Source organism: Micromonospora sp. BRA006-A (assembly GCF_033433935.1).
Taxonomy (GTDB): Bacteria; Actinomycetota; Actinomycetes; order Mycobacteriales; family Micromonosporaceae; genus Micromonospora; species Micromonospora aurantiaca.
The window spans coordinates 3,658,090-3,680,571 of record NZ_JANCLW010000001.1; the positions used below are offsets into that span (position 1 = coordinate 3,658,090).

18 protein-coding genes and 1 riboswitch are annotated in these 22,482 nt (G+C 73.9%); of the genes, 11 read left to right on the top strand and 7 right to left on the bottom strand.

From position 1 onward, the window contains the following. Positions 1 to 55: 55 nt before the first annotated feature. From NMK34_RS16645 to NMK34_RS16660, 4 genes are all read right to left on the bottom strand, one after another. Positions 56 to 919, bottom strand: coding sequence for an SDR family NAD(P)-dependent oxidoreductase (locus tag NMK34_RS16645; protein ID WP_318334178.1), 864 nt, complete (start codon positions 917 to 919; stop codon positions 56 to 58). A gap of 343 nt (positions 920 to 1,262) precedes the next feature. Further along, positions 1,263 to 4,058 carry an FAD-binding and (Fe-S)-binding domain-containing protein gene (locus NMK34_RS16650; RefSeq protein ID WP_318334179.1) on the bottom strand — a complete coding sequence of 932 codons (2,796 nt, stop codon included), beginning with the start codon at positions 4,056 to 4,058 and terminating at the stop codon, positions 1,263 to 1,265. 46 nt (positions 4,059 to 4,104) lie between these two features. Continuing rightward, positions 4,105 to 4,875 (bottom strand): nucleotidyltransferase domain-containing protein, encoded by a 771-nt coding sequence (locus tag NMK34_RS16655; RefSeq protein ID WP_318334180.1) that lies wholly within the window; start codon positions 4,873 to 4,875, stop codon positions 4,105 to 4,107. A gap of 29 nt (positions 4,876 to 4,904) precedes the next feature. After that, on the bottom strand, positions 4,905 to 5,846 hold the full coding sequence (locus NMK34_RS16660) for a diacylglycerol/lipid kinase family protein (protein WP_318334181.1): 942 nt from the start codon (positions 5,844 to 5,846) through the stop codon (positions 4,905 to 4,907). Between the two features lie 149 nt (positions 5,847 to 5,995). On the opposite strand from NMK34_RS16660, the gene NMK34_RS16665 reads away from it, so the two are divergent. The 4 genes from NMK34_RS16665 to NMK34_RS16680 all read left to right on the top strand — a co-directional run bounded on the left by NMK34_RS16665 (position 5,996) and on the right by NMK34_RS16680 (position 12,848). Further along, positions 5,996 to 7,120: a hypothetical protein gene (locus tag NMK34_RS16665; RefSeq protein ID WP_318334182.1), complete on the top strand. Its 1,125-nt coding sequence runs from the start codon at positions 5,996 to 5,998 to the stop codon at positions 7,118 to 7,120. Positions 7,121 to 7,250: 130 nt separating this feature from the next. Next, positions 7,251 to 7,910 (top strand): hypothetical protein, encoded by a 660-nt coding sequence (locus tag NMK34_RS16670; RefSeq protein ID WP_318334183.1) that lies wholly within the window; start codon positions 7,251 to 7,253, stop codon positions 7,908 to 7,910. Between the two features lie 191 nt (positions 7,911 to 8,101). Continuing rightward, a complete protein-coding gene (locus NMK34_RS16675; protein WP_318334184.1) occupies positions 8,102 to 10,372 on the top strand; it encodes a transglycosylase domain-containing protein in 2,271 nt (756 codons plus the stop codon). A 412-nt stretch (positions 10,373 to 10,784) separates the two neighbouring features. After that, the gene (locus NMK34_RS16680) at positions 10,785 to 12,848 is read left to right on the top strand and encodes a M4 family metallopeptidase (protein ID WP_318334185.1); all 2,064 of its coding nucleotides are present in this window, start codon (positions 10,785 to 10,787) and stop codon (positions 12,846 to 12,848) included. Positions 12,849 to 12,975: 127 nt separating this feature from the next. Here the strand turns inward: NMK34_RS16680 and NMK34_RS16685 are convergent, their stop codons facing one another. Together NMK34_RS16685 and NMK34_RS16690 are read right to left on the bottom strand one after the other, a co-directional pair. Next, positions 12,976 to 13,425 carry a YbaB/EbfC family nucleoid-associated protein gene (locus NMK34_RS16685; RefSeq protein WP_318334186.1) on the bottom strand — a complete coding sequence of 150 codons (450 nt, stop codon included), beginning with the start codon at positions 13,423 to 13,425 and terminating at the stop codon, positions 12,976 to 12,978. 172 nt (positions 13,426 to 13,597) lie between these two features. Continuing rightward, a complete protein-coding gene (locus NMK34_RS16690; RefSeq protein ID WP_318334187.1) occupies positions 13,598 to 14,242 on the bottom strand; it encodes a transglycosylase family protein in 645 nt (214 codons plus the stop codon). Continuing rightward, positions 14,241 to 14,386: riboswitch (cyclic di-AMP (ydaO/yuaA leader) on the bottom strand. Its footprint overlaps the gene before it by 2 nt. 171 nt (positions 14,387 to 14,557) lie before the next feature. Here NMK34_RS16690 and NMK34_RS16695 point away from each other — a divergent pair. The 3 genes from NMK34_RS16695 to NMK34_RS16705 are packed head-to-tail and all read left to right on the top strand — an operon-like array spanning position 14,558 to position 17,371. Continuing rightward, complete coding sequence (locus tag NMK34_RS16695) at positions 14,558 to 16,120, top strand: LLM class flavin-dependent oxidoreductase (RefSeq protein ID WP_318334188.1); 1,563 nt, start codon at positions 14,558 to 14,560, stop codon at positions 16,118 to 16,120. A 47-nt stretch (positions 16,121 to 16,167) separates the two neighbouring features. Then, positions 16,168 to 16,644 (top strand): helix-turn-helix domain-containing protein, encoded by a 477-nt coding sequence (locus NMK34_RS16700; protein WP_318334189.1) that lies wholly within the window; start codon positions 16,168 to 16,170, stop codon positions 16,642 to 16,644. A 28-nt stretch (positions 16,645 to 16,672) separates the two neighbouring features. Continuing rightward, positions 16,673 to 17,371, top strand: coding sequence for an SDR family oxidoreductase (locus NMK34_RS16705; protein ID WP_318334190.1), 699 nt, complete (start codon positions 16,673 to 16,675; stop codon positions 17,369 to 17,371). Positions 17,372 to 17,734: 363 nt separating this feature from the next. On the opposite strand, the gene htpG is transcribed toward NMK34_RS16705, so the two are convergent. Beyond that, positions 17,735 to 19,627: a molecular chaperone HtpG gene (gene htpG, locus NMK34_RS16710; protein WP_318334191.1), complete on the bottom strand. Its 1,893-nt coding sequence runs from the start codon at positions 19,625 to 19,627 to the stop codon at positions 17,735 to 17,737. A gap of 137 nt (positions 19,628 to 19,764) precedes the next feature. Between htpG and NMK34_RS16715 the strand changes: the two genes are divergently transcribed. From NMK34_RS16715 to smpB, 4 genes are read left to right on the top strand one after another with little or no spacing between them, the layout of a single operon-like run. Further along, complete coding sequence (locus NMK34_RS16715) at positions 19,765 to 20,493, top strand: FadR/GntR family transcriptional regulator (RefSeq protein WP_318334192.1); 729 nt, start codon at positions 19,765 to 19,767, stop codon at positions 20,491 to 20,493. Continuing rightward, positions 20,490 to 21,317, top strand: a complete 828-nt coding sequence (locus NMK34_RS16720) for a sterol desaturase family protein (protein WP_396883683.1) — start codon at positions 20,490 to 20,492, stop codon at positions 21,315 to 21,317. Before NMK34_RS16715 ends, NMK34_RS16720 begins: the two co-directional genes overlap by 4 nt. Beyond that, entirely contained in the window at positions 21,314 to 21,988 is a 675-nt protein-coding gene (locus tag NMK34_RS16725) for a lysoplasmalogenase (RefSeq protein ID WP_318334194.1), read from the top strand. The genes NMK34_RS16720 and NMK34_RS16725 overlap by 4 nt, the downstream gene beginning before the upstream one ends. After that, complete coding sequence (gene smpB, locus NMK34_RS16730) at positions 21,961 to 22,452, top strand: SsrA-binding protein SmpB (RefSeq protein WP_018784184.1); 492 nt, start codon at positions 21,961 to 21,963, stop codon at positions 22,450 to 22,452. Before NMK34_RS16725 ends, smpB begins: the two co-directional genes overlap by 28 nt. Positions 22,453 to 22,482: the final 30 nt, after the last annotated feature.

Sequence of the window (22,482 nt, forward strand, 5' to 3'; positions counted from 1 at the left end):
ATCCCGGCGCCCCGGCCCTCGTGGCCGGGGCGCCGGCGGCGGCAGCCCGGCGGGGTCAGGCGGTCACGTGGGCGCTGTCGCCCGCGGTCGCGGCGAACGACGTGCCGCTGACCATCCGGGCCGCGTCGGAGGCGAGGAACACCACCAGCGGCGCCACGTCCTCCGGTTCCACCCACGGCACGCCGAGCGGCGTCTTCGACCGCAGCGCCTGAACCGCGGCGTCCTCCACTTCGGCGAGGTCACCGGAGGCCGGCTTCCCCGCCTCGACGAGCGCCTGGACGTACCGGTCCCGGTGCCGGGTCAGCGCGGTGTCGACCAGCCCCGGGATGACCGCGTTCACCGTCACGCCGTGCGGCCCGAGTTCCAGCGCGGCGGACTTGACCAGCCCGATCAGTCCCCACTTGGACGCCGAGTACGCGGACCCGTTCGTGGTGCCGTGCTGCCCCTGGGTGGACGACGTCACCACGATCCGGCCGCCGCCGCGGCGTGCCAGCAGCGGAGCGAAGACCCGCAGCACGTTCGCGGTGCCGGTGAGGTTCACGTCGATCTGGTCGTGCCAGTGCCGGTCGGTCATCTCCAGCAGCGGCGCGAACGCCTGGATGCCGGCGTTGGCGAACAGCACGTCCACGCCGCCGTGATCCCGTTGCACCGCCTCGGCGACCGCGCGTACCGCGCCGATGTCCCGCTGGTCGGCCACGTGCGCCGACCAGCGGGCGCCGGCCGCCGTCACCCGCCGGCCGGTTTCGGCCAGGTCCTCCGGGCCGGCGGGCGGCAGGTCCAGGATCGGGCTGACCGGCCCCGCGACGTCCATCCCGGCGACGTCCGCGCCCGCTTCGGCCAGCGCCACCGCCGCGGCCCGGCCGATCCCCCGGGCGGCGCCGGTGACCACGGCGACCCGTCCCGACAACACCCCCGCCACCGCGTCACCCCTCCCGTGGACTCCCCCACTCGCACCGTAAGCCCTGCCGCCCCCGCCCCGCCCGCAATCGAGACCCCGGTACGCCCGCCCAGCTCACGGCCCCCGCTCCGCTCATCACCGGTGTCTCCCTCAGCCGGCACATCGCTTCGCCTGTAGGCGGCATCCCCTGGACGAAGCAGCCGCCCCGCCCCGACCTGGTGTCGATCACGCAACCCCACGCGCACCCAGCCACGCGAAGATCAACACCATTGCGGGGAGGTGGACGCATCCAACCCACCTGGACCCCGCCACCAACCCGAGCTGGTGTCGATCACGCGGGCAACCCGGCCCTCCGCCGGCGTCGCTACGGGGAGGTGGCCTCGGCCAGCAGCTCCAGCAGGTGCCGGTACGGCTGCCCGGTGGCCCGCGCCAGCCCGATCTCGCAGGTGCGGTTCACCGAGGCGTACCCGTCGAACGGGCGTGCCGTGACGGCGGCGGCCTCGGCCCGGGTGGCCGACGCCGTCAGCTCCGGATGCAGCAGCCCCCGGTCACCGGCGAAGCCGCAGCACTGCCAGCCCTCCGGGACCACCACCTCGTCGGCGACCGCGCGGGCCACGGTGAGCAGCGCGTCGTCCAGGCCGAGCCGGACCGACGAGCAGGTCGGGTGCAGCGCGAGCGAACCGATCCGGCGGCGCACCGTCAGCCGGGGCAGCAGCGTGCCGGCGGTGTACGCGACCGCGTCGACGACCCGGAGGTCCCCGGCGCCGTCGAGCAGCCGTTCGAAGCCCTCGGTGCAGGACGCGGCGTCGCTGACCAGCGGCAGCGCGCCGTCGCGGCTCGCGGCGCGCAGCACCGGCGGCACGCGGTCGCGCACCGCCCGGTAGCCGTCGGTGAGTCCCTTCGACGACCACGGGGTGCCGCAGCACAGGTCGCCGATGCCGTCCGGCACGAGCAGGCGTACGCCGGCCCGCTCGGCGAGCGTGAGCAGCGCGGCGGCGACGCCGGTGCCACCCTGCGCCGGGGCGAACAGCGTGCCGAGGCAGGACGGCACGAACACCGCGTCCGGGTCGTCGGCCGGGTGGGGGCGGCGCGGGGTGCCGCCCCGCGGCAGGTCCCGCTGCCACCGCGGTACCCGGTCGGCGCCGAGCACCGCGCGGGCGGCCCGGGTGGCGGCCTCGGGCAGCGCGGGCGGCAGCGCCCCGGCCAGGTCGAGCCCTCGGGCCATGCCCCGGGTGGTGGCGCCCCAGCGGCGGGCCGCCCCGCGCCAGGCGGTTCCCGCCGTCCGGCCGTGCTCCTGCGCGCGCAGCCGCTTGACCAGGTCACCGGTGTTGATCAGCACCGGGCAGGCGGTGGCGCACATGCCGTCGACCGCGCAGGTCTGCACCGCGTCGTAGTCGTACGCGTCGGTCAGTTCCCGGGCCAGCGCGGTGTCTCCGGCGGCCTGCGCGGCGGCGATCTCCCGGCGCAGCACGATGCGCTGACGGGGCGTGGTGGTGAGGTCGCGGCTGGGGCAGACCGGCTCGCAGTAGCCGCACTCGACGCAGCGGTCCACCTCATCCTCCACCGTCGGCACGGTCTTGAGGTGCCGCATGTGGATCTCCGGGTCGTCGCTGAGCAGCACGCCCGGGTTCAGCACACCGTCCGGGTCGCAGAGCGTCTTCAGCTCGCGCATCACCTCGTACAGCTCGTCGCCGAACTGGCGGCGCACGTAGGGGGCCATCACCCGGCCGGTGCCGTGCTCGGCCTTGAGCGTGCCGCCGTGGCCGAGCACCAGGTCGACCATCTCCTCGGTGAAGCCGGCGTAGCGCGCCGGGGCCTCACCGCCGTCGAACCGCTCGTTGAGCATGAAGTGCAGGTTGCCGTCCTTGGCGTGGCCGAAGATGACGCTGTCGGCGTACCGGTGCCGCTCGAACAGGTCGGCGAGCGACGCGCACGTGCCGGCGAGCGCCTCGACCGGGACGGCGATGTCCTCCAGCAGCGCTGTGGTGCCGGACGGGCGGGCGCCGGCCACCGCCGCGTACAGGCCCTTGCGGATGTGCCACAGCGCGGCGCGGGCGGCCGGCTCACCGCTGAGCCGCGCCGGGGCGCTCAGCGGCAGGCCGGCCAGCACCGGTCCGGCGTCCGCGACCCGGTCGGCGAGCGCCGCCGGGTCGGACTCCTGCCACTCGGCGAGCAACGCGGCGTGCCCGCGCACGGCCAGGCCGCGCAGCGCGGCGTCCGCCTTCGGGTCGCGCTGGGCGACGCGCAGGGCGGCGGCGTCGAGCAGCTCGACCGCCGCCGGCCCGGCGGCCACCAGCGCCGGCATGGCGGCCATCGCCGCGCCCAGGGAGTCGAAGACCAGCAGGCCGGTCGCGGCGTGCCGGTGCACGGGTACGGTCCGGAACGTCGCCGAGGCGACGAACGCGAGCGTGCCCTCGCTGCCCACCACGAGCCGGGTGAGCAGGCCGGCCGGGTCGTCGTGGTCGAGGAACGCGTTCACGCCGTACCCCATGGTGTTCTTCATGGCGTACTGGGCGCGGATGCGGCGCACCGAGTCGGGGTTGCCGCGTACCCGGTCGCGCAGCCGCAGCAGCCCGGCGTGCAGTGCCGGTTCGGCGGCGCGCAGCCGGGCGTCGGCGTCCGGTGCGCCGGTGTCCAGCACGGTGCCGCTGGGCAGCGCGAGGACCAGCGACTCCAGCGTCCGGTACGTGTTGAACTCGGTGCCGCAGGTCATGCCGCTGGAGTTGTTGGCGACCACGCCGCCGACCGTGCACGCGGACTCGCTGGCCGGGTCGGGGCCGAGCTTGCGGCCGTACGGCGCGAGGCGCGCGTTCACCTGCCGCAGCACCACCCCGGGCTGCACCCGTACCCGCCGCCCGTCGTCGAGGACCGTCAGGTCGCGGAAGTGCCGCCGCACGTCGACGAGCAGCCCGTCGGTGACCGCCTGGCCGCTGAGGCTGGTGCCGCCGGAGCGGAACGTCAGCGCGGTGCCGGTGCGGACGCCGTACGCCAGCAGCGCGGCCACCTGACCGGCGTCGGCCGGCGTGATCACCGCGCCGGGGTGCAGCAGGTAGTGCGAGGCGTCGTGGGCCATCCGCAGCCGGTCCGCGGCCCGGGTCGCCACGCCGCCGGGCACCACCGACTCCAGTCCGGCCCGCGTGGACGCGCTCAGCTTCGTCATGATCACCGCACCTCCCCCGGCTCACAGTAGTCACGCACGGCGGGGCTCACCGCACGGTGATCCGGTCCAGCACCCGCCGCTGGAACGCGCGGGCAGCCGGGCCGGACGGCGGCGTGCCGCCCCGGCGGGCTTCGATCGAGGCACGGATCAGCGCGGCGTCGGGGTCGTCGGCGGCCACCCGCAGCCCGGCGTCGACCTTGCCCAGCCAGACGCCGTCGCGCCAGCGCACCAGCGTCCGGCAGGCCCCGAGCACCGCGTCCTCCGCGCCGGGGGCCGGTGCGTCGCCGGGCGGCGTGGGCAGCGCCAGCCACCAGCGCAGCGCGTCCGCCAGCAGCGCCCGCAGCGCCTCCGGGGACGGGTCGGCGAACACGTCGGCGGCGGGCGGGCCGAGCAGGGCCCGGCCGGACTGGCGCAGGATGCTGCGGTCCAGCGCGTACCAGAACCGCCCGTCGGCGGCGGGCCGGTCGGCCGGGTCGTAGGTGGCGCGGAACGGCATGGTCGCGCCGGTGTTCAGCTCGACCTCGAAGCCCGGCTCCGGGGTGCCGGAGGCGGCCACGTCGCGGCGGTGGACGACGAGTTCCAGGCCACGTGCCGGGCAGGGCAGCGACTCGTGCCGCAGCCGGTCCACGAGCAGGCGCTTGTCCGGCTCCGGCACCGGTCCGGCGGCCACCAGCGCCACGTCCACGTCGCTGCGGCCCGGCTGGTACGCGCCCAGCCCGACCGACCCGGCGGCGTACGCGCCGACCAGGTCCTCACCGAGCACGTCCCGGGAGCGGCGGACCACTTCGGCCAGGTAGTCGCGGATGTCGTCACGCATGCCGGCATCCTGCCCCGGCCCGGGCGCGGTCAGTCCGCCGGGTCGGGACAGCACACGGTCAGCGCGCCCGGCACCACCTTCACCTTGAGCCGTTCCGCCTTGCCCCGGGCGCCGCCGTCCAGCTCGTACGTCTTCGGCGCGTCGAACCGCACCGTGATCTTGCGACCTCGGGTGATCCGCACGAACGGCGACTCCTCGGAGCGCCCGGCGGCCATCCGGCCCAGCGTGCGCGCCCAGTCCACCGCGCCGCTGGCGGTGGACACGCCGACCTCGAGGGCCCCGTCGTCCGGACGGGCGTCGTCGAAGGCCGGGATGCCGCCGGTGATGGTGCCGACGTTGCCGAACAGCACGCAGCTCGCCTCGTCGTCGAACCAGTCGGCGCCGTCGACCCGGATCCGCGTCCGTACGCACTCGCCGCGCACGTGCCGCAGCCCGGTCCAGACGTACGCGATCCGGCCGAACCGGCCCTTGAGCTGCCGGTCGGCGTCACGGATCAGGTCGCCGTCGAACCCGGCGCCCGCCATCACCGCGAAGTGCTCGCCGTTGATCCGGCCCAGGTCCAGCTCGCGCCGGCGGCCGTGCAGCGCGATGCGTACCGCCTCCGGCAGGTCTACCGGGATGCCGAGGTTCACCGCGAACAGGTTGGCCGTGCCGGCCGGCAGGATGCCCATCGGCACGCCGCTGCCGGCGAGCGCGTCGGCGCACCGCTGCACCATGCCGTCGCCGCCCCACACCAGCACCAGCTCGGCGCCGGAGTCCAGTGCCGCGCGGACCCGCTTGGGCGCCTTGCGGCTCTTCGGCACCTCGTACCAGAGCAGCCGCCCGACCCCGGCGGCGACGAGCCGGGAGCGCAGCTCGTCGAGCCCTCCCCCGAACGTCTTCTTCCGGTGGGCGACGACGGCGACCACACCGGCCGGGGGCGCGGCGGGTGCGGGGGTGGTGTCCGGGCGTTCGGCCGTGCGCGTGTCCATGGCCCGGCTGGTACCCGCCCGCAGCGGATCCCACGCCTGCGCGCGACGCGCCCGACACCCGTCGGCGGCGTACTGTGCCCGGGCCGCCACGTTCGGTACAGTGCGGGGCGTCGATCCGTGGCGCCGGGTACGGGTGCGAAAGGTGTGGAATGTCGGGACAGGCCGGGTGGGTGGCGCGCTGCACGCTGCGCCTCGGTCTGCTGCTCGGCGGCGTGGCAGTGGTCTGGGGTGCCCACGAGGCCGCCTCCGGCTCGGCCGCCCACGCCGCCGACGGCCGGCCGTCCGGCCCGCTCACCGCCACCGTCGGGGTGCTCACCGACACGCTCGGGACGGTGCTCGGCCTGCCCACGTCCGGACCCGGCGCCGCGATCCCCGCCGGGTCCGGCGGCACCGCGGCGGAGCCGGCGACGCCCGCCACGTCCGCACCTGCGGCCGACTCGGCAACACCCGCGCCTGCCTCCGACTCCGCCGCACCGGCACCCGCACCCGACGCGACCACGCCGAAGCCGGGCACACCCGCGTCCGGCACCGGCCGGCCGAAGGCGCAGCCGGCCCCCGCGACCCCGTTCACCGGCCGGGTGGTCGAGGCGGTGGTGACGCCGGTACACGACCACGTGCTCACGCCCGTCACCGACGTCCTGCGCCCGGTCACCGACCCGGTGAGGGCAGGCGTGCTCGACCCGGTGGCGGACCTGCTGTCGCCGGCCGTCGAGCCGCTGCGCCCGATCCTCGGCCCGGTCTGGCGGGGCCTGGAACCGGTGCTCGACCCGCTGGCACCGGTGCTCGACCCGCTCAGCCCGGTGACCGATCTGCTCGACCCGCCCGCCGCGCCGGACCCCGGATCGCCTCCGGCACCCGGCGAGCCCGGGCCGGTCGAGCCGGGCCCACCGGCCGAGCCCGTCCATCCGGCCGGCCCGGCCGCGACGCCCGCGCCCGCCGCCGAGCGTGCGCACGACACACCGTCCCGCCTCGGCGGTCCGGTAGTCGCCGCCCCGGCGGCGCGCACCCTGGCCGTCGTCGGCGCGCGGTGGGCCGACCCGGCACAGAGCCGGGCACCGGCGGCCCTCGGCCCGGCGGTGCACGTCACGACCACGCCCGCCGTACCGCTGCCACCGCACGGCCTCAGCCACGGCGGCGGCGCGGTGCACAGCGAGGCGGCCGACGCGGACACGAACCGCTGGCGGCTGCCGGCCCTGGCCCACCGGTACGCGCGACCGGCGGCCGATCCGCTGCCGCCGTCGCGCACGTCGCGCCCCGGCACCAGACCCGCCTGAGCGGACTCCACAGACACCACCTCCGATCCGGAGCACGGGCGTGTCCCGCCCGTCTGCCGCGTGCCGCGGCGGCGCCGTCGTCCGGCGCCCGCAACCGACCCGATCACGCCTGGACAACAGGAGTTCGTTCATGAGCACAGCCCTGCCCGTCGTCCGCGCCCGGTGGTGCGACATCGGCCGCATCGCCGACCTCGTCGCCGAGGCCCTCGCGCCCACCGCGCTGGCCGCCTGGCTCGTCCCCGACACGTCCCGCCGGCTGCCGGTCCTCGCCGCCGTGGCGCGGATCTGGACCGAACACGCGTTGCTGTTCGGCGACGCGTTCCTGCTGCCCGACGGCAGCGCCGCCACCGTGTGGTTCCACCGCTACCGTCCGATCCCCGCCCCCCACCGGTACGCCGACCGGCTCGCCGGCGTCGCCGGGCCGGACGGGGACCGGTTCCGCCGCCTCAGCGCGGAGCTGGCGGCACGCCGTCCGGCCGAGCCCCACAACCATCTGGCGCTGCTGGCCGCGCCCCGGGGCGGCGCGACGCAGGCGCTGTCCGCGGCGCAGCGCCGGATGGACACGTTGAGCCTGCCCACGTACGCGCATACGTGCGCCGGTGAGCAGGCGGAGGAGCTGCTGCGGCGGCACGGCTACGCCGAGCGGGAGACGTTCGCCGCCCCCGACGGCACGCCGGTGCGGTCGTTGTGGCGGTCGGCGCCGTTCCACGGTGGCAACGACAGGTGGCGTTCCCGCCGGGCCGCCCGCCGGGAACGCGACGGCCACGCCGCCGGATGGGCGGCGCGCTGACCGGATGAGCCCTCCGGGCCGGGGCGGCGCCCGTGCGCCCCGGCCCGGAGCACGCCACACCGTCCGGGTTCTTCGCCGGTGCCGTCGGCGCTGCTCGGTTAGCCTGCGAGCCGGGCACGACTCAGCCGACCAGTCGGAGGTAACGCGTGCGGAACAGCGGATCCACAGCGGAACCGGGCGGCGCGGCACCGGTGCGCCCGAGGCGAAAGCGGCGGCGTCTGCTTGTCGTCCTCGCGGTCTGCACGCTGCTGGCCGGCTGCGGGCTGGTCGCCGGCGGCTACTACTTCGACAGCGTGCCGACGCCCAGCGACCTGAAGCTGCCCGAGTCCACCACCGTCTACTACGCCGACGGGCGCACGCCGATGGCGAAGCTGGGCGCGCAGAACCGCACCATCGTGCCGTACGACGAGATGAACGACTCGGCGAAGCAGGCGATCGTGGCGGCCGAGGACCGTACGTTCTGGACGAACCAGGGCATCGACGTCAAGGGTGTGCTGCGGGCGGCCTGGGCCAACATCAGCGGTGGGCAGCGGCAGGGCGCGTCCACCCTCACCCAGCAGTACGCGCGCATCGCCGCGGACCTGCGCGGGGTCACCTACTCCCGCAAGCTGCGCGAGGCGGTGATCGCGTGGAAGCTCGACGACGCGTACTCCAAGGAGGAGATCCTCGGTTTCTACCTGAACACCGTGCCGTTCGGGCGGGGCGCGTACGGCATCGAGGCGGCCGCGCAGACGTACTTCGGCAAGACGGTACGCCGGGACGCGCCGGCCGCGCGGCAGCTCACGCCGGCCGAAGCGATGGTGCTCTGCGCGATGGTGAAGCAGCCGGAGGCGGACCCGGCCGACCCGGAGGGCGCGCCCGGTTACGATCCGCGCCGCAACGCGCTGGCCCGGCAGAACTCGATCGACAGGTGGAACTACATCCGCGACGGCATGGTCAAGCTCGGCTACCTGACGCCGCAGCAGGCGGAGGATCTCGCGTACCCGGACACGGTCCGGCCGATCGACAAGGACGCGGGCCGGTCCGACCTGGACCGGCCGACCGGCCTGGTGGTCAACCACGTGCTCGCCGAGCTGCGCGAGACCGAGCCGTTCCGCGGCAAGCCGGACGAGGTGATCCGCGACGGCGGCTACCGGATCGTCACCACCATCGACAAGCGGGTGCAGGACGCGGCCGAGGCGGCGGCGGACATCCGCCGCGACACCGCGCCGCAGGCGGTCCGCGGCCAGCCGCGCAACTGGCAGGCGGCGCTGGTGGCGGTGGAGCCGGGCACCGGCCGGGTGCTCGGCTACTACGGCGGCGACAAGGGCTCGGGCGCGGACTACGCGGGGTGGTACTACGACGAGAACGGCGAGACCCGCGGCTTCGGCCAGCATCCGCCGGGGTCGTCGTTCAAGGTGTACGACCTGGCCGCCGCCGTACGCGACGGGATCTCGGTGAAGCAGCGGTTCGACTCGCCGGACACCAAGGAGTTCCCCGCCTCGGGGCGCACCAGGGGCAGCGCGGCCGGGCCGATCCGCAACGCCGAGCGTGCGCCCTGCCAGCCGGACTGCGCGCTCTGGGAGGCCACCGTCGCCTCGCTGAACGTGACCTACTTCGAGCTGACCGAGAAGCTGGGCACCGACAAGGTGATCGAGATGGCCCGGCAGGCGGGCGTGGAGTCGATGTGGGAGACGGTGCGGGGCGATCCCCGGCCGCAGCGCGTCGACCTGCGCAGCGACCCGGCCGACGAGGTGGCGAAGCGGTTCTCCACCGAGGTCGGCATCGGGCAGTACGGCATCACCGTGCAGGACCACGCGAACGGCATGGCCACGTTCGCCGCCGGCGGCAAGCGCGCCGACGCGCACTTCGTCCGGTCGGTCAGCAAGGACGACGAGGACGTGTGGACCGAGCAGCTCCGTACGACGGACCTGGGCCTGGACCGGGAGGCGATCGACCAGCTCGACTGGACGCTGCGCCGCGTACGGGCCGCCGAGCTGGGCAACGGCTGGGACTCCGCCGGTAAGACCGGCACCTGGCAGGCCGGGCAGAGCACCACGCAGAACGTGCACACCTGGATGGTGGGCTGGACCGGCGCGCTCGCCTCGGCCGTCTGGCTGGGCACCACCGACGGCAAGCCGCTGCGGACCAGGGGCGGCAGCTACGAGGTGTACGGCTCGACCGGCGCCGCGCCGATCTGGCGGCAGTTCATGACCCGGGCCACCGCGGCGATGAAGCTCGACCCGGAGAAGTACCGCTTCGGTCAGCCGACGTTCCCCGGCGAGGCCCCGGAGCCGACGCGGTCCGCGCCACCGCCGCCGACCACCGCCGCGCCGACACCGCCGGAGTCGCCGAGCCCCAGCCCGTCCTCGTCGAGCCCGAGCCCGGACCCGACCGGGCGGCCGACCTCGCGGCCGACGCTGACGCCGACGCTGCCACCGCTGCCGACCGTGTCGCCGACGCGGACCCGTGGCCCGCGCTGACCCGCTCGGGCGGCGGCTCGGCCGCCGCCCGGCCGCAGGAGCGGCGGCCTCGCGTCTATGCGCGCCATTCGCACACAGCGGCAACGTCCGCAATTTGCACCGGCATCCATCCACCGTCGGCGATGTTCGCCCTGATCAGGGCCTATTGAAGATCATGGTTACCTGAATCGACGCGTGTGGCGACACGCCCGACTGCCAGTCGTTGCCCAGGTCACTTATTGCTCCGGCCTCGCGCGGCGTGTGATCGTGCACCAGCGAGCCGCCGACCCCCGGCGAATCGCGACGGTCGATCTGTCGACCCGGAGCCACGCCGGCAGCTCCGGTGACCGGCCGTCACCCTGCCTCGCACCACCGCGCCGCCCGTCCCCACCGGGCTCCGTGCGGCGCGCCTGTAGAACAGGAGCAAACCCCCGTGAAACTCTCACCTCGCCTCGCCGCGCTCACCGGCGCGGCCGCGGCCGGCCTGCTCGCCGCAGGAACCGCCGCCGCCGTGCAGGCCGCGCCACCCGGACCCGCCGCCCCGAACCCGGCGCAGGCCCGCGCGACCGCCGCCGACTCGGCCCGCGCCCTGGTCGCGAACCGCCCCGCCTACCTGCAGGCCGGCTCCGACGACGCGTTCGTCCAGAAGCCGGTCATCTCCTCCGAGGGCACCCAGTACGTGCCCTACGAGCGCACCTACAAGGGCCTCCCGGTGGTCGGCGGCGACTTCGTGCTCGCCACGGACTCGGCCGGCAACCTGAAGTACGCCTCGGTCGCCCAGCAGCGGCCCATCGGCGCCCTCGCCACCACGCCCGCGCTGACCCCGGCCGCCGCCGCGAAGACGGCGCGCGCCCAGCTCAAGGCCGTGAACGCGGTCGAGGGCACCACGCTCGTGGTCTACACGCTCGGCGCCGCACCGGCGCTGGCCTGGGAGACCACCGTTCGCGGCACCGGCGCGGACGGCCCCAGCCGGCTGACCGTCGACGTCGACGCCCGCACCGGCGCGGTCCTGCGCAAGCAGGAGCACGTCGTCCGCGGCACCGGCACCGGCGCCTGGAACGGGCCCAGTCCGCTCACGCTCAACACCACCCAGTCGGGCTCCACGTACACCATGAAGGACCCGACCGTCACCAACCTGAGCTGCCAGGACGCGGCGAACAACACCACGTTCAGCGGCTCCGACGACGTGTGGGGCAACGGCACCGCCACCAGCAAGGAGACCGGCTGCGTGGACGCGCTGTTCTCCGCGCAGACCGAGCACAAGATGCTCGCCCAGTGGCTGGGCCGCAACGGCGCCAACGGCAACGGCGGCTACTGGCCGATCCGGGTGGGCCTCAACGACCAGAACGCCTACTACGACGGCAGCCAGGTGCAGATCGGCAAGAACACCGCCGGCCAGTGGATCGGCTCGCTGGACGTGGTGGCGCACGAGATCGGCCACGGCATCGACGACAACACCCCGGGCGGCATCTCCGGCGGCGGCACGCAGGAGTTCGTGGCTGACACGTTCGGCGCGGCCACCGAGTGGTTCGCCAACGAGCCGTCCAGCTACGACGCGCCGGACTTCCTGGTCGGCGAGAAGATCAACCTGGTCGGTTCCGGCCCGATCCGCAACATGTACAACCCGTCGGCGCTCGGCGACCCGAACTGCTACTCCAGCAGCATCCCGTCGACCGAGGTGCACGCCGCGGCCGGCCCGGGCAACCACTGGTTCTACCTGCTCGCCAACGGCAGCAGCCCGACCAACGGGCAGCCGTCCAGCTCGACCTGCAACGGCAGCAGCGTGACCGGCCTGGGCATCCAGAAGGCCATGAAGATCATGTACAACGGCATGCTGCTGAAGACCTCGTCCTCGTCGTACCTCAAGTACCGCACCTGGACGTTGCAGGCGGCGAAGAACCTCTACCCGGGCAGCTGCGCGGAGTTCAACACGGTCAAGGCGGCCTGGGACGCGGTGAGCGTGCCGGCCCAGTCCGGTGACCCGACCTGCTCAGGCGGCACCCCGACGCCCACCCCGAGCACCACGACCACCCCGCCGTCGGGCGGCTGCTCCGGCAACAAGCTCGCCAACCCGGGCTTCGAGTCGGGCAACGTGAGCTGGAGCGCCTCGTCCGGCGTCATCACCACCGACAGCGGCCAGGCCGCCCACGGCGGCTCGTACAAGGCGTGGCTGGACGGGTACGGCTCGTCGCACACCGACACGCTCAGCCAGTCGGTGACGATCCCGGCCGGATGCCGGGCGACTTTGAGCTTCTGGCTGCACATCGACAGCGCGGAGTCGACCACCAGCACCGCCTACGACAAGCTCACCGTCAAGGCGGGCAGCACCACGCTGGCCACGTACTCCAACCTGAACAAGGCCACCGGCTACGTGCAGCGGTCCTTCGACATCTCGTCGCTCGCGGGCACCACGGCGACCATCTCGTTCAGCGGCGTGGAGGACAGCTCGTTGCAGACGTCCTTCGTCGTCGACGACACCGCGGTCACCCTGAGCTGACCGTGGCGTAGCGCGGCCGGTCGTCGTCCTCCCGGCGGCCGGCCGCCTCGTCGTGCCCGGCCGGCGCCGCGTGGCCGGCGCCGCGTGCGGGGCGGCGCCTCGTCGTGCCGGGTCGGGTGCGGTCGGGTCAGACCGCGCGCCCGGCCCGGGACGCGGCACCGCGGTCGCGGTGGATCCGGGCGGCCGCCTCGTGCATCGCGCGGCCGAACAGCTCGGCCTGGTCGCCCATGCTGCCGAGCCGGGCGGCGAGCGCGTCGGCGTCGGCGCGCGCCGACGCGCTGACCCGGTCGTCCAGCTCGGACAACGCGGCGTTGGCGGCGGTCACGAGGTGTCCGCAGAGGACGTCGAGAGGCTCGCCGGCCAGCTCCGGGTCGATAGTGACGGAATCGAGCCGGCCACCCTGGACGGCGACCGCGCGGACCCGGCCGCCGGCGGCAGTGCCCTCGGCGAGCAGCAGGTCGCCCGGCTCGCCGTCGGCGTGCGCCGAGGCCCGGGAGCGCATCGCGGTGAGCGCCTGCTGCGTGCGGGTCAGCAGCTCGTCGATGCTCGCGGCCGCCGAGAACGGGTCGTTGGTCATATCCGCGCTTTCTTCACGTCTTAGCCGAGCATTCGTGACCCTAGCAACCGGCTCCGACGAATCCCCGTCACCGGCCGGTCCGGGTCGCGTCCCGGCGCCGCGAGCAGGCCGGACACCGGCCACGCGGCGTGTCGCGCCCGGCCGGGCGAACCGGCCGGGCGCTCGGACGAGATCAGCGCAGGCGCAGCCGCTGACCCGGGAAGATCAGGCCCGGATCGTCGCCGACCACTGCCCGGTTGCGCTCGTGCAGGGCCCGCCAGCCGCCGTCGACGCGCTGCGCCACGGCGATCTCCGACAGCGTGTCCCCGCGCCGGACCACGTACTCTCCGGCGCCGGACGACGGCCGCGGCGCCGCGTTCGTCGTGGCGCGTTCCGGCGCGGCCTTCGTCGCGGCGGCCCGCTTCGGCGCCGCCTTCCTCGGTGCCGCCTTCGTGGTGGCCCGCTCGGACCGGCTCGCCGCGCTCGCCGAGCCGCCCTTCTTGCCGCAGACCGGCCAGGCGCCGATGCCCTGGCCGCGCAGGACCTTCTCCGCGACGGCGATCTGCTCGGACCGGCTGGCCAGGTCGGCGCGCGCGGCGTACTTCTGGCCGCCGTAGCCGTTCCAGGTGGCACGGGAGAACTGGAGCCCGCCGTAGTAGCCGTTGCCGGTGTTGATCTTCCAGTTGCCACCGGACTCGCAGCGCGCGACCGCGTCCCAGTTGACGCCCGCGCTGGCCGGAGCGGCCGGGCCGAAGAGGGTCGCGGCGCCGACGGCGGCGCCGGCCAGGACCGCTCCGAGAGCGGTACGGCGGCTTCGGGCTGAGTATTCAGTTGCCATGTGGATTCCTCCACGCCGACGAGGTGAGCTGTCGGGTTCGGGCCGAGGAGCCCGGCCGCCGGTGGCGGCTTCACCCCGAGGTGACGATGCACCGTGGAACGTGTGGTTCCCCCGCTCCCGCACGAGGTTCGGTTACCGGGGCCGGCGGCGGGATTTGGCGTTTCCGGCCCGCGGTGTCCGCGTCTGCGAACGAAACCGACGCTAGGAGCGATTTGCGACGTTCGTCCACTTCTTGTGACGCTCTTCACCCGGCCGGGCGACCGGCGGCGGCGCTACGGTGGCAGGGCCAGGCAAGATCACGGGAGGGCTTGACGGATGACCGATCACGGACACGAGCTGGCCTTCGGCGGCTTCGTCACCCCCGCCGCCGGGCAGCCCGACCAGGTGGTGGCGCTGGCCCGGCTCTGCGAGCAGGTCGGGCTGGACCTGGTCACGTTCCAGGACCATCCCTACCAGCCGGGCTTCCTGGACACCTGGACGCTGATGTCCTACGTGGCCGCCGCCACCGAACGTGTCCGCCTGGCCGGGAACGTCCTCAACCTGCCGTTGCGCCAGCCGGTGGTGCTGGCCCGCAGCGTCGCCAGCCTGGACCTGCTCACCGGCGGCCGGGTGGAGCTGGGCCTCGGCGCGGGCGCGTTCTGGGACGCGATCGAGGCGGCGGGCGGGCGGCGCCTGTCCCCCGGCGCCGCCGTCGAGGCCCTCGACGAGGCGATCCGGGTGATCCGCGAGGTCTGGGACACCGACCGTCGCGGCATGATCCGCGTCGACGGCGAGCACTACCGGGTGGTCGGCGCCAAGCGCGGTCCGGCGCCCGCGCATCCGGTGGGCATCTGGGTCGGCGCGTACAAGCCGCGCATGCTGCGCCTGGTCGGCCGCGCCGCGGACGGCTGGCTGCCGTCCCTGTCGTACCTGCCGAAGGGCCCCGACGAGCTGCCCGCCCTGAACGCGCTCGTCGACGAGGGCGCCCGGGCCGCCGGGCGCGATCCGGCCGCGATCCGCCGCATGCTCAACGTGACCGGCACGTTCGCCCGCTCGTCGGCCGGTTTCCTGGCCGGGCCGCCGGAGCAGTGGGTGGAGGAGCTGGCCGGGCTCACGCTGGAGCACGGCATCACCACGTTCATCCTCGGCAGCGACGAGCCGCGCGCGATCCAGATCTTCGGCCAGGAGGTCGCGCCCGCCGTGCGGGAACTGGTCGCCGCCGAGCGCGCCACGCCCGCCGGCGGAACCCGCACGGCCGCCGACGCGCCTGCCGCCGCCGGCGGCCCGAGCACGCTCGGCGTCACCCCCACCCCCGACCCGGGGGTACGCCTCAGCGCGCGCCGCCCCTGGGACGAGTCCACCCGCCCGAGCGCCCCGCCGCCGCCGGCCGGGCACGTCTACCCGGCCCGGGGACAGGCCGCCGGGCAACACCTGGTGGACGTGCACGACCATCTGCGCCAGGAGCTGGCCCAGGTGCGCGACCTGCTGGAACAGGTCAAGCAGGGCAGTGTCTCGCCGGGCCGGGCGCGAGCCGCGCTGAACGAGATGACCATGCGGCAGAACAACTGGACGCTCGGGGCGTACTGCGCGGCGTACTGCACCATGGTCACCCAGCACCACGGACTGGAGGACGCCTCGATCTTCCCGCACCTGCGCCGCTCCGAGGCCGGGCTGGCGGCGGTGCTGGACCGCCTGGAGGAGGAGCACGTGGTGATCCACGGGGTGGTGGAGAGCGTCGACCGGGCGCTCGTGGAGCTGGTCCGCCGGCCCGGCGACTTCACCGGCCTCCAGGGGGCGGTGGACCTGCTCACCGACACGCTGCTGTCGCACCTGTCGTACGAGGAGCACCAGATCGTCGAGCCGCTGGCCCGGCACGGATTCTTCCCCGGCCAGCTGTGAGGTAGCTGACTTATGTGTTCCTAAGTCAGGGGGGTACCGTCGACGCCATGACGGACCTCCTTGCGCAGCGTGACTCCTGGTCCACCGCCAACTGCTCGATCGCCCGGGCGCTGGAGGTGGTCGGCAACCGCACCACGCTGCTCCTGCTGCGGGAGGCGTCGTTCGGCACCCGCCGCTTCGACGACTTCGCCCGGCGGGTCGGCGTCAGCGAGCCGGTGGCCGCCGCCCGCCTCAAGCAGCTCGTCGCGGACGGGCTGCTCGACCGGCGTCCCTACCGCGAGCCCGGGCAGCGCACCCGCGACGAGTACGTGCTCACCGCCAAGGGCAGCGACCTGATCCCGGTGCTGGTCGCGCTGCGGCAGTGGGGCGACGCGTACGCCGCCGACGAGGTGGGCCCGGCGGTCCGGGTGGCCCACGACGAGTGCGGCGCTCCCGTGCACGCCCGGCTGCGCTGCGACGCCGGGCACGACGTACCGCCCGGCGAACTCGCCGTGCTGCCCGGTCCGGGCCTGCTGTCCGCCTGACCTCCCTCACCACACCTCGGAGCGACACATGAAGATCGCTGGAAGCACCGCCCTGGTCACCGGCGCCAACCGCGGCTTCGGCCGGCACCTGGCCGCCGAACTCGTCGCGCGTGGCGCGACCGTCTGGGCCGGCGCCCGCAACCCGGACGCCGTGGACCTGCCCGGCGTCACCCCGGTACGCCTGGACGTCACCGACCCCGCGTCGGTCGCCGCCGCCGCGGAGCGGGCCGGTGACGTGACGCTGCTCGTCAACAACGCGGGCGTGAGCACCGGCAGCGACCTGCTCGACGGCGACCTCGACAAGATCCGGCTGGAGCTGGAGACGCACTACCTCGGCACACTGTCGGTGGTCCGGGCGTTCGCGCCCCGGATCGCCGCGAACGGCGGCGGCACGATCCTGAACGTGCTGTCCGCGCTGTCCTGGTTCACGTTCCCCGGCGTCGGCGCGTACGGCGCGGCGAAGGCCGCCGAGTGGTCGATGACGAACGCCCTGCGCCTGGAGCTGGCCGGCCGGGGCGTCCGCGTCGCCGGCCTGCACGTGGGCTACATGGACACCGAGATGGCCGCCGCCGTACCCGGCCCGAAGGCCCACCCGGCTGACGTCGCCCGGCTCGCCGCCGACGGCATCGAGTCCGACAGCTACGAGATCCTGGCCGACGACGTGGCGCGCCGGGTCCAGGCCGCACTGTCCGGCGGGGTGGCCGCGCTCTACCCCGCCCTCCCCTGAGCCGACCGGGCTCGCCGCCCCGGCGCACCGGCTCAGCGGCCTCTTCACCAGCCAACGGCGATTACGGCCGGCCGCGCGGGCTGGACACCAGGCCGGCGCCTCACCGGCGCCAGCAGATCCAGCCCGACCCACACCCGTCCAACCAGGCAGGCCCTGCCGACGCGGGCGTGCAGAGACCACCAACCGGGAGCTCACTCACCGAGCCGGCTCCCTCCATCTGGGACTGATCTTCCCCATCCTGGGACAAGACAGCTTGATCCACCAGCTCGGCGAGGTGGCGGTATCGGGGGCATCCTGATACCGCCACCTCGGCGTAATGGAGTCGATCAAGCCGGCCGGGTCCGGCCGGCGGGGCGGGTGGGGCTAGAGGCCTCGGGCCAGGCGGTCGGCGAGGATGCGGGTGAACCGGGCCGGGTCGGCCAGCTCGCCGCCCTCGGCCAGCAGCGCCATGCCGTACAGCAGTTCGGCGGTCTCGGTCAGCGCGGCCGTGTCGCCGCCCTCGCCGTGTGCCTTGCGCAGCCCGGTGACCAGCGGGTGGGCCGGGTTCAGCTCCAGGATCCGCTTGACCGGGGGCACCTCCTGACCCATCGCCCGGTACATCTTCTCCAGCGTCGGCGTCATGTCGTGCGCGTCGCCGACCACGCAGGCCGGTGAGGTGGTCAGCCGGGTGGACAGGCGCACCTCCTTGACGCTGTCGGCGAGCGCGCCGCCGAGGAACGTGAGCAGGTCGGCGTACTCCTGCCGTTCCGCCTCGGCCTTCTCCTTCTCCTCCTCGGTCTCCAGGTCCACCTGCCCCTTGGCGACCGAGCGCAGCGTCTTGCCGTCGTACGCGCCGACGCGCTCGACCCACACCTCGTCCACCGGGTCGGTGAGGATCAGCACCTCGTAGCCCTTGGCGCGGAACGCCTCCAGGTGCGGCGAGTTCTCGATGGTGGCCCGGTTCTCGCCGGTGGCGTAGTAGATCTCGGTCTGGCCGTCCTTCATCCGCTCCACGTACGCGCGCAGCGTGGTCGGCTCGGCCGGGTCGTGGGTGCTGGCGGCGCGGACCAGCTCCAGCAGCGTCTCGGTGTTGTCCGGATCCTCCAGCAGGCCCTCCTTGACCGCCGCGCCGAACTCGGTCCAGAACGTGCGGTACGACTCGGCGGACATGTCCTTGAGCGTGGCGAGCACCTTCTTGACGAGCCGGCGGCGCACCGCGCGGATCTGCCGGTCCTGCTGGAGGATCTCCCGGGAGATGTTCAGCGACAGGTCGTGCGCGTCCACCACGCCCTTGACGAAGCGCAGGTAGTTGGGCATCAGAGCGTCGCAGTCGTCCATGATGAACACGCGCTTGACGTAGAGCTGCACACCGCGGCGGCCCTGCGGGGAGAACAGGTCGAGCGGGGCGTGCGAGGGCAGGAACAGCAGCGCCTCGTACTCGAAGGTGCCCTCGCCGCGCATGTGGATCGTCTCGAGCGGGTCGGCCCAGTCGTGCGCGACGTGCCGGTAGAACTCCTTGTACTCGGCCTCGTCGACCTCGTCCCGCGAGCGCGCCCAGAGCGCCTTCATCGAGTTGAGGGTCTGTTCCTCGCGGGTGGTGGCGCCGTCCTCGCCGGGCTTGTCGACGGTCATCCGGATCGGCCACGAGATGAAGTCGGAGTACCGCTTGACGATCTCCCGGATCGTCCACTCGGCGGTGTAGTCGTGCAGGTTGTCCTCGGTGTCGACGGGCTTGAGGTGCAGCGTGACCGAGGTGCCCTGGGGTGCGTCCTCGACCTCCTCGATCGAGTACGTGCCCTCGCCCGCGGACTCCCAGCGGGTGCCGCCGGACTGCCCGGCGCGGCGGGTCAGCAGTGTCACCCTGTCGGCCACCATGAACGTGGCGTAGAAGCCGACGCCGAACTGGCCGATCAGCTCCTGGGACGCGGCGGCGTCGGCGGACTCGCGCAGCTTGCGCAGCAGTTCGGCGGTGCCGGACTTGGCGATCGTGCCGATCAGGCCGACCACCTCGTCGCGGGTCATGCCGATGCCGTTGTCCCGCACGGTGAGCGTACGGGCGTCCTTGTCGACCTCGATCTCGATGTGCAGGTCGGACGTGTCCGCCGGCAGCTCCTTGTCGACGAGCGACTCCAGCCGCAGCTTGTCCAGCGCGTCGGACGCGTTCGAGATCAGTTCGCGCAGGAAGACGTCCTTGTTCGAGTAGATCGAGTGCACCATCAGCTGCAACAGCTGACGGGCCTCGGCCTGGAACTCCAACGTCTCGACCCGGTCGCTCACACCGACTCCCTTCCCTCTGGCGGGCCTACGGCGGAAAGGATACGAGGGGTGATCGAGGGGGCACGCACCGGCCACCCTCGAAATCCACTGGTACAACCAGTTGACGGGTTGATGTGTTCGGGGCCACACTGCTGCGCATGACCTTCGATCCCGCGCCCCGTGTCTCGGTCTCCGACCACGTCTTCGGCCGGCTGCGCGACGCGATCGTGTCCGGCCGCTACGCGCCGGACGAGACGCTGCCCGGCGAGCGGGAGCTGGCCGGGGCGTTCGCGGTGAACCGGCACGCGGTCCGGGAGGCGCTGCGGCGTCTGCAACAGCTCGGCCTGGTCCGGGTCAGCCAGGGCGGCGCGACCCGGGTGCTGGACTGGCGGGTCCACGCCGGACTGGACCTCGCGCTGTCCCTGGCCCGCTCCGGTGACGTACTCCCGGTCGAGACGCTGGTGCGCGACATGCTGGAGATGCGGGCGTGCGTCGGGATCGACGCGGCCCGGCTCTGTGCCGAGCGCGCGGACGCGGCGGTCGTCGCCGCCCTGGTCCGGGCCGCCGAGGAGTACGGCGACCTGGCCCCCGACCTGGACCTGATGAACGAGGCGAACATCGCCATCTGGCGGCTGATCGTGCGCGGCAGCGGCAACACCGCCTACCAGCTCGCCTTCAACAGCCTGGTGGCCGGCACGTTCGCGGTCGGCGACGTCCCCCCGGACGCCCGCGCGGCCGAACTGCTCGACGTGGCCGGGCACCGCCGTCTCGCCGCGTCGATCGCCTCCGGTCAGGGCGCGGCGGCGGCCCGGCACGCCCGGGAACTGCTGACCGCGCCGGTCACCACCCCCACCACCCCCACCCCCGGAAGGGAAGCGCGCGCATGATCCCCGCCGTGCTGTACGCCGTCCCGGCGTTCCTGCTCCTGATCGTCATCGAGGCGGTCTCCTACCGCTTCCTGCCCGACGACGACGAACGGGGCTACGAGCTGCGCGACACCACCACCAGCCTGTCGATGGGTCTGGGCAGCCAGATCATCGGCTTCCCGTGGAAGCTGCTCACCGTCGGTGTGTTCGCGGCGCTGTGGACCGTGGCGCCGGTGCACCTGTCCCCCGGCGACTGGTGGACCTGGGTGATCCTGTTCTTCGCCGACGACCTGGCCTACTACTGGTTCCACCGCTCGCACCACGAGGTACGCGTGCTCTGGGCCAGCCACGTCGTGCACCACTCCAGCGTCTACTACAACTTCTCGACCGCGTTGCGGCAGAGCTGGACGCCGATGACCTCGCTGCCGTTCTGGCTGGCGCTGGCGCTGCTCGGCATCCCACCGTGGATGATCTTCCTCCAGCAGTCGGTCAGCCTGCTCTACCAGTTCTTCCTGCACACCGAGCGGATCAGGGTGCTGCCCCGGCCGATCGAGTGGATCTTCAACACGCCGTCGCACCACCGGGTGCACCACGGCTCGAACACCGAGTACCTGGACCGCAACTACGGCGGCATCCTGATCATCTGGGACCGGCTGTTCGGCACGTTCGAGCCGGAGCGGGCCACCGCGCGCTACGGCCTCACCACGAACATCGCCACCTACAACCCGCTGCGGGTGGCCACCCACGAGTTCGCCGCGATCTGGTCCGACGTACGCCGGGCCGACTGCTGGCGGCACCGCCTCGGCTACCTGTTCGGCCGTCCCGGCTGGCAGCCGGCCCGATGAGGCGCCCCTGGCTGCTGCCCCTGTTCGGGCTGGTCGCGGCCGTCGAACTGGTCGGGGTCGCGCTGGACTCGACACTGCTCCAGTGGCTGGCCAAGCCGCTGCTGGCGCCGGTGCTGCTGGCGTACCTCTGGGCGCACCGGCGCCGCATCGACGCGGTGGCGGTCGGCCTGGTCGCCGCCACTGCGGGCGATGTCGCGCTGCTCGTGGAGGGCCACATCGCGTTCCTGGCCGGCATGGGCTTCTTCCTGGTCACCCAGATCGCGTTCATCACCGCCTTCGTGCGGCACCGGCGCGCGCCGGGCGTGGCGTGGGCCGGTTACCTGGTCGCCTGGGCCGGCGCGAACGCGCTGCTCTGGGGCATGCTCGGGCCGCTGCGGCTGCCGGTGCTCGGCTACAGCCTGGCGCTGTGCCTGATGGCCGCCGCCGCGACCGGGGTGTCGGCGCGGGTCGCCGCGGGCGGGGCGCTCTTCCTCGTCTCCGATCTGCTCATCGGCGTGGGCGCGGCAGGGGTGGACCTGCCCGGGCGGGGCCTGCTGGTGATGGTCACCTACTGCGCCGCGCTTCTGCTCATCACCACCGGCTGGGTGACCGCGACCCGCCCGGCGACCGGCCCGCAACCGCCGCCGGCGGGTACCCTGCTCGCGTGGCCAGGGAGAACGGGCGCAAGCTGATCGCCTCGAACAAGAAGGCGCGGCACGACTACGACATCCTCAAGACGTACGAGGCGGGCATCGTGCTGGCCGGCACCGAGGTCAAGTCGCTGCGCGAGGGGCGGGTGTCGCTTGTCGACGCGTTCGCCCAGGAGCGCGACGGCGAGATCATGCTGTACGGCCTGCACATCGCCGAGTACGGCTTCGGCACCTGGACCAACCACGCGCCCCGGCGCACCCGCAAGCTGCTGCTGCACCGGGTGGAGATCGCCCGGATCCTGGAGAAGCTGCGCGACGGCGGCATCACGCTGGTGCCGCTGTCGATGTACTTCGCCGACGGCTGGGCCAAGGTGGAGCTGGGCCTGGCCCGGGGCCGCCGGTCGTACGACAAGCGCCAGGCGCTGGCCGAGCGGGACGCGAAGAAGGAGATCGCCCGGGAGATGGGCCGCCGCCTCAAGGGCCGGACGGCGGCGCGGCGGGGCTGAGCGGGACGTTTTCTGTCCCAGGGCGGTGGC

Bases quoted from the DNA above. Each gene is read 5' to 3' on its own strand.
- NMK34_RS16650 (WP_318334179.1), bottom strand. From the start codon at position 4,058: ATGACGAAGCTGAGCGCGTCCACGCGGGCCGGACTGGAGTCGGTGGTG.
- NMK34_RS16655 (WP_318334180.1), bottom strand. From the start codon at position 4,875: ATGCGTGACGACATCCGCGACTACCTGGCCGAAGTGGTCCGCCGCTCC.
- NMK34_RS16660 (WP_318334181.1), bottom strand. From the start codon at position 5,846: ATGGACACGCGCACGGCCGAACGCCCGGACACCACCCCCGCACCCGCC.
- NMK34_RS16665 (WP_318334182.1), top strand. From the start codon at position 5,996: ATGTCGGGACAGGCCGGGTGGGTGGCGCGCTGCACGCTGCGCCTCGGT.
- NMK34_RS16670 (WP_318334183.1), top strand. From the start codon at position 7,251: ATGAGCACAGCCCTGCCCGTCGTCCGCGCCCGGTGGTGCGACATCGGC.
- NMK34_RS16685 (WP_318334186.1), bottom strand. From the start codon at position 13,425: ATGACCAACGACCCGTTCTCGGCGGCCGCGAGCATCGACGAGCTGCTG.
- NMK34_RS16690 (WP_318334187.1), bottom strand. From the start codon at position 14,242: ATGGCAACTGAATACTCAGCCCGAAGCCGCCGTACCGCTCTCGGAGCG.
- NMK34_RS16695 (WP_318334188.1), top strand. From the start codon at position 14,558: ATGACCGATCACGGACACGAGCTGGCCTTCGGCGGCTTCGTCACCCCC.
- NMK34_RS16700 (WP_318334189.1), top strand. From the start codon at position 16,168: ATGACGGACCTCCTTGCGCAGCGTGACTCCTGGTCCACCGCCAACTGC.
- NMK34_RS16705 (WP_318334190.1), top strand. From the start codon at position 16,673: ATGAAGATCGCTGGAAGCACCGCCCTGGTCACCGGCGCCAACCGCGGC.
- NMK34_RS16715 (WP_318334192.1), top strand. From the start codon at position 19,765: ATGACCTTCGATCCCGCGCCCCGTGTCTCGGTCTCCGACCACGTCTTC.
- NMK34_RS16720 (WP_396883683.1), top strand. From the start codon at position 20,490: ATGATCCCCGCCGTGCTGTACGCCGTCCCGGCGTTCCTGCTCCTGATC.
- NMK34_RS16725 (WP_318334194.1), top strand. From the start codon at position 21,314: ATGAGGCGCCCCTGGCTGCTGCCCCTGTTCGGGCTGGTCGCGGCCGTC.